This is a genomic window from Paenibacillus sp. FSL M7-0802, assembly GCF_038004945.1.
Lineage (GTDB): Bacteria > Bacillota > Bacilli > Paenibacillales > Paenibacillaceae > Paenibacillus > Paenibacillus polymyxa_B.
Window position 1 is genome coordinate 2,072,944 of record NZ_JBBOSD010000001.1, and the last position, 14,142, is coordinate 2,087,085.

11 protein-coding genes are annotated in these 14,142 nt (G+C 40.8%); 3 read left to right on the top strand and 8 right to left on the bottom strand.

Features of this window, described 5'->3' with window-relative positions:
* Positions 1-19: 19 nt before the first annotated feature.
* The 3 genes from rpiB to MHB54_RS09770 form a co-directional block, all read right to left on the bottom strand.
* Positions 20-469, bottom strand: a complete 450-nt coding sequence (rpiB, locus tag MHB54_RS09760) for a ribose 5-phosphate isomerase B (RefSeq protein WP_023986894.1) — start codon at positions 467-469, stop codon at positions 20-22.
* Between the two features lie 19 nt (positions 470-488).
* Positions 489-1,145 carry a ribulose-phosphate 3-epimerase gene (gene rpe, locus MHB54_RS09765; protein WP_069079782.1) on the bottom strand — a complete coding sequence of 219 codons (657 nt, stop codon included), beginning with the start codon at positions 1,143-1,145 and terminating at the stop codon, positions 489-491.
* Between the two features lie 412 nt (positions 1,146-1,557).
* Positions 1,558-2,568, bottom strand: a complete 1,011-nt coding sequence (locus MHB54_RS09770) for a LacI family DNA-binding transcriptional regulator (RefSeq protein ID WP_028541072.1) — start codon at positions 2,566-2,568, stop codon at positions 1,558-1,560.
* Between the two features lie 232 nt (positions 2,569-2,800).
* Here MHB54_RS09770 and MHB54_RS09775 point away from each other — a divergent pair, with 232 nt between their 5' ends.
* From MHB54_RS09775 to MHB54_RS09785, 3 genes are read left to right on the top strand one after another with little or no spacing between them, the layout of a single operon-like run.
* The gene (locus tag MHB54_RS09775) at positions 2,801-4,480 is read left to right on the top strand and encodes a spore germination protein (protein WP_264454205.1); all 1,680 of its coding nucleotides are present in this window, start codon (positions 2,801-2,803) and stop codon (positions 4,478-4,480) included.
* Between the two features lie 24 nt (positions 4,481-4,504).
* Entirely contained in the window at positions 4,505-5,608 is a 1,104-nt protein-coding gene (locus tag MHB54_RS09780) for a GerAB/ArcD/ProY family transporter (protein ID WP_068941337.1), read from the top strand.
* The gene (locus tag MHB54_RS09785; protein WP_023986889.1) at positions 5,601-6,794 is read left to right on the top strand and encodes a Ger(x)C family spore germination protein; all 1,194 of its coding nucleotides are present in this window, start codon (positions 5,601-5,603) and stop codon (positions 6,792-6,794) included. Before MHB54_RS09780 ends, MHB54_RS09785 begins: the two co-directional genes overlap by 8 nt.
* Positions 6,795-6,907: 113 nt before the next feature.
* Here MHB54_RS09785 and MHB54_RS09790 read toward each other — a convergent pair whose 3' ends face one another.
* The 5 genes from MHB54_RS09790 to treP all read right to left on the bottom strand — a co-directional run bounded on the left by MHB54_RS09790 (position 6,908) and on the right by treP (position 14,108).
* On the bottom strand, positions 6,908-8,950 hold the full coding sequence (locus MHB54_RS09790) for a serine hydrolase domain-containing protein (protein ID WP_264454206.1): 2,043 nt from the start codon (positions 8,948-8,950) through the stop codon (positions 6,908-6,910).
* 121 nt (positions 8,951-9,071) lie between these two features.
* The gene (locus MHB54_RS09795) at positions 9,072-10,373 is read right to left on the bottom strand and encodes an ATP-binding protein (protein WP_053324586.1); all 1,302 of its coding nucleotides are present in this window, start codon (positions 10,371-10,373) and stop codon (positions 9,072-9,074) included.
* A gap of 1 nt (position 10,374) precedes the next feature.
* Positions 10,375-11,115: a LytR/AlgR family response regulator transcription factor gene (locus MHB54_RS09800; protein ID WP_264454207.1), complete on the bottom strand. Its 741-nt coding sequence runs from the start codon at positions 11,113-11,115 to the stop codon at positions 10,375-10,377.
* 211 nt (positions 11,116-11,326) lie between these two features.
* Positions 11,327-12,076 (bottom strand): trehalose operon repressor, encoded by a 750-nt coding sequence (treR, locus tag MHB54_RS09805; protein WP_264454208.1) that lies wholly within the window; start codon positions 12,074-12,076, stop codon positions 11,327-11,329.
* A 73-nt stretch (positions 12,077-12,149) separates the two neighbouring features.
* A complete protein-coding gene (gene treP, locus MHB54_RS09810) occupies positions 12,150-14,108 on the bottom strand; it encodes a PTS system trehalose-specific EIIBC component (RefSeq protein WP_264454209.1) in 1,959 nt (652 codons plus the stop codon).
* Positions 14,109-14,142 lie beyond the last annotated feature (34 nt).

Sequence of the window (14,142 nt, forward strand, 5' to 3'; positions counted from 1 at the left end):
TGTTTTAAGTGGTCGTTCGTCAGCACAAATGCTGTTCCTCGATGTCGGATATCATCTTGATGCGGTCGCCATGGCGTCCTCCTTCAAACTCAGCCTCCAGCCATGATTTCACTATCATTTTCGCCAATTCGCTTCCGACGACACGTGCACCGAATGCAAGAACATTTGTATTGTTGTGCTGCTTGGACAACTGTGCAGAATAAGGCTCGCTGCATACTACAGCCCGAATTCCCTTGACTTTGTTGGCCGAGATGGATATTCCCACGCCTGTGCCGCAAATCAGAATGCCTGCGTCAGCCTGCTTTCCGACCACAGCCTCTGCAACGAGCTTTCCATACTTCGGATAGTCGGTTCTTTCTGAAGTTTGCGGTCCATAGTCCATGACCTCATGACCCAGTTCATTAAGATAAGTTGAAATCGTCGTTTTAAGCTCTACAGCCACATGGTCGCTACCGATGGCAATTTTCATGGCTTTATTCCTCCCCGAATTAGATATTTTTTAATCTGTTAATGATGGTTTTGTAAGATTCTTCTTTACCAAACAAAGTGGATGTCCCCAGTACGAATCCTTCAACCCCGTAGTGTGCCAATTCGTTGATCTTCTCTTCGGAGATAGCCCCATCAACCACGATTGTATAATTCAATCCCTTTTCGCGTTTAAAAGCTTGCAGCGCTTTAATCTTGTCGTTCACGAAGGGTAAATATTTTTGCCCTGCAAAACCCGGATTTACGGTCATGACCAACACATAGTCAACCATGCCAAGTAAAGGTTCTACTGCAGCAATGGCTGTCCCCGGATTAAGAGCGATTCCCGCTTTTACCCCGCTTCCAACAATTCGGTCAATGGTGCGCGTCGGGTGCATATCGGCCTCCGGGTGAAAATAAATGATGTCTGCACCCTTATCGGCAAATAAATCAATATAGGCGGAAGGGTTGTCTATCATCAGATGTACATCCATTGTTTTTTGGGTTTGTTTACGGATAAACTCCAAATCCTGAAGCCCCATTCCGAAATTAGGGACAAATCTACCATCCATAATATCAATATGATAAATATCCACATTGGCTTCTTCCAGCGCGTTTACTTCATGTTCCAAGGAGCTGAAATTAGCGCACATCATGGAAGGACATAATAACATACTCATTCATAATCACCCTTCTTCTAAAATAGAGTAAACGATTACTCAAACGACATAATCTGTTTAACATTTTCCAAAAAGCAGCAGTTGATCTTTATGCCCTTTGGTATTGAATAAATCAGTAGAGAAAACGTTTACCCATTGAAAAAAATAACAACAGTTCATGGCTCGAACTCCATCACTTGTTGGTTTCTCACACATCATATGGATTCTGACTCTCTTGGGTAAACGATTACATTTAACATAATTAAAGTTATCATTTTCTGATATTGTTGTCAAACCATTTTTTTGTTGGATATTAAACGGGAAAGTTTACAGCATAATAGAGCACAGCTCGACCATCTTACTCTGGAGAGGTAAAACAGTACCTATGCTCACCTCTCCCTTGGCTAATGCAAGATGATATCTGACCACGAAACTAGGTGGTACTGCGTTGTATCAATCGTACTGGGATGGAATAATGCTGCTCTTGTTCCATCTTGTCTCCACTCAGCATACGAAGCAGCATACTGGAAGCTTTATCTGCAAGTGTTTCTTTATCCTGTTCAATTGTGGTCAATGGTGGATTACAATATTGGGAAATTGTGTCATTATCAAAACCCACTATCTTGACTTCACCGGGGACCTGTACTCCGAATTTCTGTAACGCCAGTAATCCGCCCAAAGCCAACCAGTCATTAGTTGCAAAAATACCGTCAAACCGCAGTCCTTTTTCCAAGACATGTTTAATAGCAGCCTGTGCGGTCTCCAGAGTAGGCCCATCATTGCGAACTGCAACCAAGTGGTCCTCGGATGGATGCAGTCCATGCTTTTGCAGAGCATCTTTATACCCGTACAGACGCTCATTAACAGAGGATAGATTGTTTTGCTTGGTCAACAGCAAAATTTCCTTGCAGCCTTTGTTAATCAGCTCCTCTGTCGCCAAAAATCCACCCTCATAATGATTGGACTCAATAAAAGCTACGTTCGTATTAATCTTTGGTCGTCGGTCAATACATACAATTGGAATGGGACGTTTAAGCAATTCCGCAGAAAGCTCCTCCTGACCCGAAATGCAGATCAGACCATCTACCATTTTTCCATCCAAGGTTTTCAAATATTCTCGTTCCTTCTCCGCATCTTTAGCAGTATTACATATAATGGTAGAATATCCTTGTTTAAAAAAGAAGCTTTCCACTTTTTGTACAATGACTGAAAAAAATTCATTATTAATATCCGGCACCAAAACGCCAATCGTCTGTGATTTACTCATCCGCAGGCTTTTGGCGATGCTGTTAGTCTCATATTGGTACTTTTGGATTACTTCAACAACCTTCTGCCGTGTTTCCTCAGAGAAGCGACCATTCTCGTTAATCACACGGGAAACCGTAGCTACAGAAACTCCACTTAACCTGGCAATATCCTTTATGGACACTTGATTTTTTTTCATATTATTTCCCTCAAATAATTATATTGAGTAAACGTTTTCCTGATTGGAGATTAACATAATCCTAATATGGGTGTCAACTGACACACTAGCATAGAAAGAGTTTTCCGCCAAAATACGAAGAGACCACAAGTCAACATACCATTTAATGAGTAAATACAACCTTTATAAGGAATACTTTAGGAACAACTTGTATCTTAAGGAAAAATGAATTAATCGTATGGAGGTGATCATCATGTGGTCTAAAATAATTTCTTATATTCCAAGCTGGAGTACACTCTTTCAAGCAGGCCTCGCGTTGATTATTCCTTTAGGGATTTATTATATAAACACCTCGATTTATTCGTTTGTTGGCAGTAAGGGAGCGAAATCCAAGCATTCTTCTGATCATCCGCTTTCCGACGAACATAACGAAGGCCACGCTGATCAGCAGCATGAACCAAGCTCCAAAATTACAGGGAATTATGATTCCGACTTAAAGTCGATCCAAGAAGCTATAGGCGAAAATAGTGATGTGCATTTTCGTGAGTTTGTAGTAAAGAAATATCATGCACGGTCCGTTTTAGTCTTCATAGATGGTATGCAGGATGAAAAGCTAATGAGCAAGCAGGTATTGGAGGTCTTGATGTTTGACGGCCAGCAGGCCCCACAGGAACAGCAGGAAAGTATAAATAGCTCTTTTATAAAAGAAAGCTTGATGCCGCTTACGCAAATTAGTGAAGTTGCTGATATGGAGGACCTGCAAGAGTCTATACTTTTAGGGCATACTGCCTTATTAATTGAAGGAATGAAGGGAGCACTGCTGGTAGGCTCGCCTAATGGCGCCATTCGCTCCGTCAATGAACCAACCTCTGAAGCATTACTTCGGGGTCCCAGGATCGGTTTTACGGAGGTATTAAGTGAAAATACTTCGATGCTTCGACGCCAAGGCATAAACAAAAGTCTGGAAATGAAGAAATTCCAAGTGGGAAGCCGAATCAAAAAAGATCTGGTTGTCGCGTACATCAAGGATATTGTGAATCCGGATCTCCTCGAAGAAGTAAACAGCAGAATTTCAAAAATAGACATGGACTTTTTAGCTGAATCCGGTTATGTGGAGCAACTTATTGAAGACAATTATTTAAGTCCGTTCCAGCAGGCTCACAACACTGAGCGCCCCGACCGTGTCATAAGTGCTTTGTTGGAAGGAAGAGTAGCGATTCTGCTGGATGGTACTCCCTTTGCACTTATTGTTCCGGTGACCTTCAGTATGCTACTCCAATCTCCCGAGGACTATTATGAGCGCTGGATTCCAGGGACACTTTTACGCGTGTTACGATTTTGCGGAGCTTTTATAGCGCTTATGGGTCCTGCTTTATATATCTCTTTCATATCGTTTCATCCCGGTTTGATTCCAACCAAGCTGATTATTAGCATCATCGAGACCCGTCAAGGCGTTCCTTTTCCATCTGTCATAGAAGTTATGATTCTGGAAATCTCTATCGAAATCCTGCGGGAAGCCGGCATACGATTGCCCAAACCTATCGGTCCTGCCATGGGCATTGTGGGAGGCTTAGTCATCGGCGATGCTGCTGTCAATGCGGGCATTGTTAGCCCGTTCCTGGTGATTGTGGTTTCGGTTACTGCCATCTCTTCGTTTTCGATACCGACATATAGTGCGGGCATTACCTTGCGTCTTTTGCGTTTCGTTGGCATGCTATTTGCAGCAATCCTGGGCATGTTTGGAACCGTATTGTTCTTTCTGTTAATTTGTATCCATCTGACGAAATTAAAAAGCTTTGGCGTACCGTATGTGACTCCCTTCTCCCCTATGCGTCCAAGCGACTGGAAGGATGTGTACATTCGAGCCCCTATATCTCTGATGAAACGAAGACCCGTTATGATGAAAACTCAGCAAAGCAAGCGCAAATCATAGCACCCGGAGGAAGGAGGAAGGATTGTGTTTAGACGTTCTGATGATAAGATTACATCCAAACAGGCGGCAGTATTCCTGACCAATACGGTATTAGGCGCAGGGATTTTGACACTGCCGAGAGGTGTAACTGAAACGGTAAAGACTCCGGATGCATGGCTCTCTGTCCTGCTTGGCGGATGTATTGTCATATTAGTGGTGTTGCTCATGGTAAAATTAAGCCAACAATTTCCCGGTAACACTGTGTATCAATACTCCAGGAGAATCGTCGGTATCATTCCAGGAGGATTTTTAAGTCTATTATTAATCATATACTTTATCATCATCGCTGGCTTTGAGATTCGTGTTTTAGCTGAAGTGACGATTTATTTTTTGCTTGAAGGGACACCCATATGGGCGATTGTGATTCCATTCATCTGGGTGGGAAGTTATCTGGTTTTTGGAGGTATTAATCCCATTGCGCGGTTATACCAGATTGTACTCCCGATCAGTCTCTTCTTTTTACTCATCTGTTTTGTCCTTAGCCTAAGGATCTTTGAAATTGACCATCTTCGTCCTGTATTGAGTAGCGGTATTCTTCCAGTAGTTAAGGGGCTAAAGTCGACTGTCCTTGTTTTCACTGGATGTGAAGTCATCATGACACTGGTCGCTTTCTTACAGTACCCTGAAAAAGCCATAAAGGCCATGGTAGTGGGAATCAGCATCCCTTGGGTATTATACTTTTTGACAGTAGTTATGGTAGTCGGCGGGTTATCGGTGGACTCTACTATGACAAGTACCTGGCCCACCATTAATTTAATGCGCAGCTTTGAAATCTCCGGATTTCTTTTTGAACGTCTTGAGTTTCCGTTGCTGGTAATCTGGATGATGCAAATGTTTTGTAATTTCTGCAGTTTTTTCTTCAATGCATCCTTAGGTGTCTCACAGGTATTTGGCCTTAAATATCGTTATGCGATTTTCGGCTTAATCCCAATTATCTTTATCTCCACAATGACTCCTGTTCGTATGATGGAAGTGTTTAGCCTAGGCGATGCGATCGGATACATGGGAATCATTTTATTTTTTCTGGTCCCGGTACTTCTCTCCATCGTTTTCATGATCAGGAAGAAGGGAATGAAGCAAAATGTATAGGCAACAAATCCTATCTTTGCTGCTTGCCTTCATTCTCCTGGTAACTCAAGCCGGTTGCTGGAGCAGCAGAGAAATAGAAGAACTAAGCATGTATACAGGACTGGCTCTGGATAAGGGTGAGCCCAGCACAGTGGAAAAGGACCTGGAAAAGGAAGGCAGCCGTTACTTCAAGAAAAATAAAATTACTGCCACTGTGCAAATCGTCCCCAAAAAGACTTTTGGAAACACGGCAAAACAAGGTGGTGGACAAGGGCCAAACTATATTAATATAGCTGCCACCGGGGATTCTTTACTTGAAATCTTCCGGCAATTATCCCTCCGTCTGGATCGCCCGATTATTGGTCACCATCTAAAGGTCATGGTGGTTTCCACCAAATTGGCAGAACAACAGACGATGCAGCAATTGATGGATTTTGTGCTTCGTGATAATGATATTCGTCCGAGTTGTTTTGTTTTCTTAAGTAAGGAACGTGCAGCTGATACCTTAGTTACCAAATATAAGGACGAGGTCCCATCCATTCATATTCTGTATATGCTTCGTAATCATTTCAGAACCAGCAAGGTGATGAGGGGAGTCAATTTGTCTGAATTGGATGGGTTGATGCACTCCAAAAAAAGCTATATATTGCAAAACATTTCTGAATCCGATGGGGAATTAGAATTTTCGGGTGCTGGTGTTATTAAAGGAGACACCGGTCACTGGATCGGTAGTTTGGGACAACAAGACGTAGAGAGCATTGCATGGATTAAAGGTGATGTTGAGGGCGGAGCTGTCAAAACGTATGACAAGCGGAATGAAGCTATAACTTATGAGATCAAATCGGTAAAAAGCAAAATAACAGCGAAGGTGACCGAGGGTAACGATATCTCGTTTCACGTAAAAATTGAATCCAAAGGACGTTTAATCGAAAACTGGGATGAGAAAGTGAACCCGACAGAGACACGAAACATGAAAGAGGCTGAGAAAGAATTTGAAAAAGAAGTGACTAGAAGGATTAAGTCTCTTATGCACAAATTACAATCAGAATATAAAGTCGATGTCGCCAGTTTTGGTGAACGTTTAAATATTGAGCAGCCTCAAGTGTGGAAAAAAGTAAAGGATGATTGGGATTACAAATTCAGCAAAATACCCGTAACCTTCGATATAAAATTATCTATTACGGATTTAGGCTCATCTGCCGAATGAAAGAGTCGAATTGGCCTTATATAAAAGCCAATTCGACTTAAGATTCGCGGTTGTCTTCATAACCATCCAACACTGCAACGGTCGCTCCTGAATTTCCAGAAGCGGCTACACGCTTAATTCAAATTGATTTTAAATACATCCCCTGCATGGCCACCTAAAACGATCAAGCCACCTTTGGGCAGTACAACCGAATTGTTATTGCTAGCAGTTGAAAATTGTACAACCGCTCCGTTTTCATCATAGACAGCGAAGCCTCCGCTTTTTGGAAAATCAACGGTCATCGTTTTATTGGCTGAGTTTTGATCTATTTTATACCATGTGGCTTGGCCATTAGATGGTATGGTGTACACAGATTTTCCTCCCAAGATAGGTTTAACAGCATCTTCACTGATATAGGATTGTCCATCTATGGTTAAATACTCCGAACCATCCTTGATATAAAAATTCAGATCAAATGCATCTCTTCCACTCATAACAGGAATCTCAACGGCATTTACTGCTTTATTCTCATCCACAATTTTAGTACCACTTGCGTATCCATCATGATCAACGGATATTTTTTTTGTTATAAATGAGGGCGCCAGATAAAATATGGAAGATATCTTTTCATCCAAAGCATAATAATTTTTCCCGTTTCTATTTTCCCATGCCTTTTTAACTGTAGTATTTAGAGGATTGGCATCAAGCTTTTGATATTCATAAATCACCATAACCATTTGGCCTAATCCCGGAAAGTTTAAATAAATGTTAGCCTTAATATACGTTTTCCCGTTTTTTTGTTTGTCAAAGCTTACGGCTACACTGCCATCACTGCTTTTGAATTGTCCATCACCTGTATACACATATTTTTGCGCCGGGACGAATCCATCCAAAAAAGCAGGTAAATCAAACTCACCGTTTTTAATCTCTACATTGATGGTTGTACCCACAGAACCGTATAATCCCGAATAAGAAAGTAAATCAGATGGCATTTCCACTTTTACAGGAGCCTCAAATGTTTTATCCGGTATGATGTCTTTAATGATGCCCTTATCTTTTAAAACTTCCAATAAAACGTTAGAAGCAAAAATACTATCTAAGATGGAAGACCCTCCAGATGAAAGCACAGCCATAGAAATTTGATGCTCTGGTATGGTGATCAAAGTAGAGTGATACAAAACAGTATCCCCACCCTTGGATAGCGCAGTTATTCCGTAATCACTAAACGGTGCCAACTGAACCGCATCCCAGCCAAGCCCATAATTAAAGCTGTTTGTCTCTTCAGGTACCCATATTCCTTTTCGATATTCATGACTTTGCATGGACTTCGCCGATTGTGCAGATAAAATATCGGGTCTGTTCCCCATTAATACTTCTGAAAACATAGCCACCTCTTCTGCGGTAGAGTATAAGCCCCCTGTCCCGATGACATTGGCATTTTCAACGGGTAAGGCCCCCTCAATCGCAGGAAAATAAGTTTTGGACAGCTTTTGTCTGTCAAACTGATCGAGTGGTGTTTTCGTAGAGTTCAAACCCAAAGGGGCACTAATATGCTTTGCCAGAAATTCGGTATAACTTAGACCACTCACCCGTTCAACCAATATTTCAAGCAATTGAAAACTATCATTACTATATACAGAATATTCGCCGGGGTTGGATTTTAAAGTTTCTGATCGTAATCTCAGCAATAGCTCATCATGATTTTCTGTATCATTGTCATTAAATAACATACTATTTTTATAGTGGGCACCGTAAAGACCCGACGAATGATTTAACAGCATACGTGGTGTAATTTGTTTGTACCTTTCATCAGCCATTGTAAAGTCCTTAATGTATGTTGTTAGCGGCTGATCAATATCTACCTTATGGGCATCCACCAGCATCATCGTTGCAGCAGATACATACATTTTGCTTGTAGAGCCTATACCGAACATCGTATCCTTGGTGATTGGCTCGTTGGTTGCTTTATTCTTTACACCCACGCTATCCGATAATACGATGTTTCCATGGTCCCTAATGGCATACTGCACACCGCTAGCACCGTATTTGGATACCAGCTCCGAGGCCAGATTGCGAGCCTTTTCCTTAATGGGTTCAGGGTTGTCTTGAGCAAAAGCATTCGTCATCGGCAGTACAAAAAGCATAGCCGAAATGAACACAGCTATTATTTTCTTCATTCCATATTTCCTCCTCTTATGGGTTCCCAGATTATTACTGGACTGATCATACTATGAACGAGGATTCTATATAGAAAAGTCACCCTGAAACGAAAAAAACAATCCCTAAACAGCAAGATGTCTAAGAATTGTCCTTATAAAATGGCAATAAAACCATATTATCGAATACTTTATTTTTTGTTTCAATGGTCATATTCCCACCGTATTTGTCACATATTCTGGATATATTGGTCAAGCCAATGCCATGTACATCCGGGTTTGATTTTTGACTATGCAAATGAGCCACTTCATTCTCCACATGATTAAGGATGTGAATGAAAAGCGCGGACTCATTGGAATGTATTTTAATAAGAATGTACCTATCATCCGCAATCTTGATCTTTTTAGATGCTTCTATGGCATTATCCAGCATATTGCCCAGAGCGACACACAAGTCATAACGTTCAATATTTACTTTTTGTGAATACAAGTTAAGCTGAGTATCCACCTTGATGCCATTGGCCTGAGCAATATTAAGACTATTTGTGACAAGAGCATCTATAACCAGATTACCGGTATTAACCCTTTGATAGGCTCCTTCGATTTTATTTAATGTAACCTTAATATGTTCACTCGCCTCAGCCAATTCATTTCTCTTGATACATTCTTCAATATACAAAAACTGTTGGTGTGTATCATGAATGATTCTTTTCATATTTTTGAAGCTGTAAACCGTTTTTTCGTAGTTAGCATCTTGGTAGTCCATCTGATGTTGTAATTGAGCATTTTCATGCATTAATTGAAATTTTTCAATGATATTATCGAAAATATATATGATAAAAACATTTAAAAAAATAAAGCTAATAATAGAACCAAAATAATACATATTCTTTTCACTATAAACAGATAAAACATTGACCTGGTATAAACTTATGATGGGAACGATTAAAAATAAAATATAGTAACGATGCTGCAAAGGGAAGGTTCTGCGTTTGGCAAATAGCCGTATAATCTGAATGACAGCAAACATGATAATGCAGCTGAGTAACATAACCTTAGAGGATATCAAGTGATCTTGCCCACCCAAATGGCTAAAGTTGCTAATTTTAACAGAGCCTACAGCATATAAAATATAAAGAGATATAAAATTAACGATGGTTATCAATACAGCATAAAGGATAGAAAAAATGATCTTTGTCTTTATTTCCACTGTATACGAGTGCGCTAAACTAAATATGACAAGTAATGCCAAAATCGAGGATAGCGTAGGAGACAGATAAACACTTAAATATAAGATGTTCAGCAACCCGAAAATAATGAAATATATGAATCTATTTGGCTTTCGATTGGACTTATCAAAAACGGAGTTAAAGTAAAAATTCACTTGAAAGCACATCACCAGTACAACACATAGGTTAAGAAGCAGGTAGCTATATTCCATCATATTAATGCATCTTCATGATCATAAATTTGGTATATAGATCTTTAACTTCTTTTATTTTAGAACGCCCAATAGGTAACTTCACATCATTTGACATCAAAACATCACCGCCAGCAAATTTTTTCACATGAATTAAGTTTATAATAATCGAACGATGAATTTGTAGAAAATTATGTTCTTTTAATGCTGAAGCATAGTCCGAAAGAATCCCTTTGCTATCATAGGTTTGAGTAGAGGTTACAAAATGCAGTTTGTTTTTTATGGTTAAGCTTTTGACCACTTCAATACTAATGATATCATCATATTTTAAAAGCACTTCCTCATAATCTGACTTGATAATAACGAATTTTTTATCGAGAGATTGAAAGTATTTACACAGCTTTATCATTTTTTCTTCAAAGATATGGGGAGCAATCGGTTTTATTAAATATTGAAATGTAACTACGTCAAAACTTTCCACCATATATTCAGGGTAGCTCGTTAAAAAAACAATCTGTTCATCCAGGTGATTTAAATTCCTTATTTTTTGGGCGGTTTGAATTCCGTTTATGCCATTCATTTCAACATCCAATATTAAGATATGGAATGGAGATTCATGGTTTTGATAATGAGATACCAGCTGTTCTCCTGAGTCGAATAATTCAACTTTAAATTCTATATTGGTCTTTAACGACAAAGTAATCAGCATATTTTTAACAAGTTCTCTGTGCTTGTGCTCATCATCGCAGATAGCCACTCTATACATAAATAACATACACCTCATTCCCATTGCACTGATCATGGAATTGTATTCTAAACAGTATATAACCTTTTAATATTCTATAAACAGCTTTTGGATAAAACGCAAATTCAAATCCCTCAAATGCCAGTATACAAGCTGCTCAGCAGCTGCATCCAAGGTAAAAAAGAAACCCTCGTCTTCAAAAGACGGGGTTTCTTAACTGTTTTATTGATCGTTATTTAAAAAAATCAGTTCTTTTCTCTTCACCGTGGGAACGTCTGGCAAAGTCGACAAATTGGAATTTGTCCAACCGATGCCTTGACTCGGTATACTGGAACAAGGTGGTGTCCTCCAGATAAACATAGTTACGTACTACGACCACATGAGTGTAGTTCTGAAGGTCCATCAGCCTATGATCTTCTTCATCTGCATTTTCTACGGAAACCACTTTTTTGGCATAACTGATTTGAAGATGGAGCTCTCCCTCCAAATATTCGTAGATGGACCCACGACTAATTTCCTCGGTAAGCACAGGTACAATGTCTGATCGAAAGTAATCTTTATCCAGTATGACGCATTCACCCTCAATCTCACGCGCACGAATAACTTTCCAGACCAAATACTTGTCTTTGTTAATCTCAAGATGATTGGCTATGTCATCTGGAACTGGAATTAAATGATTTTCATGTACAATTGTTCGTGATGTACGCCCAATCCGTTCAGACATTTCCTTGAAACTGACCAATCCCCCTATAGGGAAATCCATCCGTCCCATATCCAGAACAAAAGATCCTTTAGCTTTTATTTTATGGATATACCCATTTTGTGCAAGCATGTGAAGTGCCTTACGTACGGTTTCGCGAGAAGTGTTATACTCTCGGGCCAGTTCATTTTCAGATGGCATTTTCGTGCCTGGAGCCAATTCGCCTGTCTGGATTCGTCCCGAGTACTCCTGATAAATTTGCAAAAATATATTCTTTGTCAATTTTCATCACCACGTTCATTGTAGCATCCTTTCACTTCCTATTCACTAAAATAGGCTGTACGATGAATCTGACTTAATTGGTATTGTCTGATGAAGAATTCAAATGAATTCTCATTAAGGTATACTGCAAATCGTCTGCCTCACCCGGCAGTTCCTCAACCGATTCAATCATACTCTGACCATCCGGGACAATGACTGGTGTAATGACGGGATATCCGGATTTCTGAATCAGATCACGGTCAAATTCCATCAATAGTTGCCCTTGCTCCACGGTTTGATTGGTCTCCACATGCATGGTGAATCCCTCACCCTTCAGTGACACCGTATTGATCCCCACATGTACCAGAATCTGTACACCTGTCGAATGCTCTAAAATCAAGGCATGCTTGCTTTTCATCATGATATGAATAACTTTTCCGCTGAAAGGGGCAAGAATCTTGCCATCCTTCGGTTCCACTGCAATTCCTTGCCCCATCTGCCGTTCGGCAAAAGCCGGGTCAGGAACTTGTTCCAACGGTACAACACGTCCCCGTACGGGAGTCCTCACTTCAAGCACATCTAGTGCGGTATTTCGCGGAAGCGAATCTTTCCGTACGGAATCATCGGCTGGTGCAGCCTGACGGCGCTTAGTTAACAATTTGCCATACATTAAAGTTAAAGCAAACGGCACAATTAACACGATCGCCATCCCGATGAAGAATACACCCCAGTTGTTTGGGAAAATAGACAAGAAGCCTGGAATCCCGCCCACACCAATGGAAGAAGCCATCACATGATTTACGGTGAGCAATATACCTGCAATACCGGAACCGATCATTGCGAATACAAACGGATATTTATATCGGATATTCACTCCGAATATGGCAGGCTCGGTTACACCCAGAAATGCAGACACTGAAGAGGTAAGAGCCAATCCTTTTCCCTTTTGCTCCTTCAATACTAGCATCATTGCCAGTGCTCCGGCACCCTGAGCGATATTGGACAGCGCCAGCATCGGCCAGAGGAATGTCCCACCCTGCGTACCAATTAATTGCACGTCCACCGCCAGGAAAGTATGGTGCATTCCCGTAATCACGAGCAAGGAGTACAAGCCTCCATAAATCAAGCCTCCCAGCGCAGGAGCCAAATCGAAAACGTATACAAGACCAGACGTAATGGCATTACCAATCATAAAAGTAACCGGACCGATCACTGTAAAAGCCAGAAATCCCGTTATTAATAATGTAATCGGTGCTACGAGTAACAGCTTAAATGAATCCGCTATCTTTTTATTTAGGAATTTCTCAATGTGCGCGAGCACGTAAGCGGATACTAAAACGGGTAAAACCTGTCCTTGATAACCAATCTTGTTCACTTCCCACCCAAACAAATTCCAAACCGGAACGGTGCCCTTTGTAACCGCATCCGCATAACCGTATGCACTTAGCAGATCCGGATGAACCAGAATCAGACCCAGTACGATCCCGAGTAAAGGACTGCCGCCAAACCGGACAACGGCCGACCATCCAATTAAGGCAGGTAGAAATGTAAATGCGGTGCTGGCAATGGTGTTAATGATAGCAGCAAAGTCGGTCCATTGAGGATAGACCTGAACCAGAGCCATTCCTTCGAAGAAGATTCCCTTACCTGTCAAAATATTATTTATTCCAAGCAATAAGCCTGCAGTCACGATTGCGGGCAAGATGGGGATAAAAATATCTGCCAGCGTCTTGATGGCACGCTGAATTGGATTTTGTTTTTTGCTTGCCGCATTTTTGACATCGTCTTTAGAAGCCCGACTACCTCCTGTAATGGAGATCATTTCGTCATATACCTTATCCACCAGACCTGGGCCAATCACGACCTGATACTGTCCTTGTGAAGAGAATTGGCCTTTGACCAGATCATTTTGTTCAAGTGCATCTTTATCAACCAGCTTATCATCATAAAGGGCAAATCGCAGACGAGTTACGCAATGCGTAGAGGCCTCTATGTTGTCTTTGCCACCAACGGCTTTTATAATGTCTTCTACCTGTGATCTTTCAATCGCCATTTAGCCCACTCCCTTAACGTTCGCTCATTTTAAA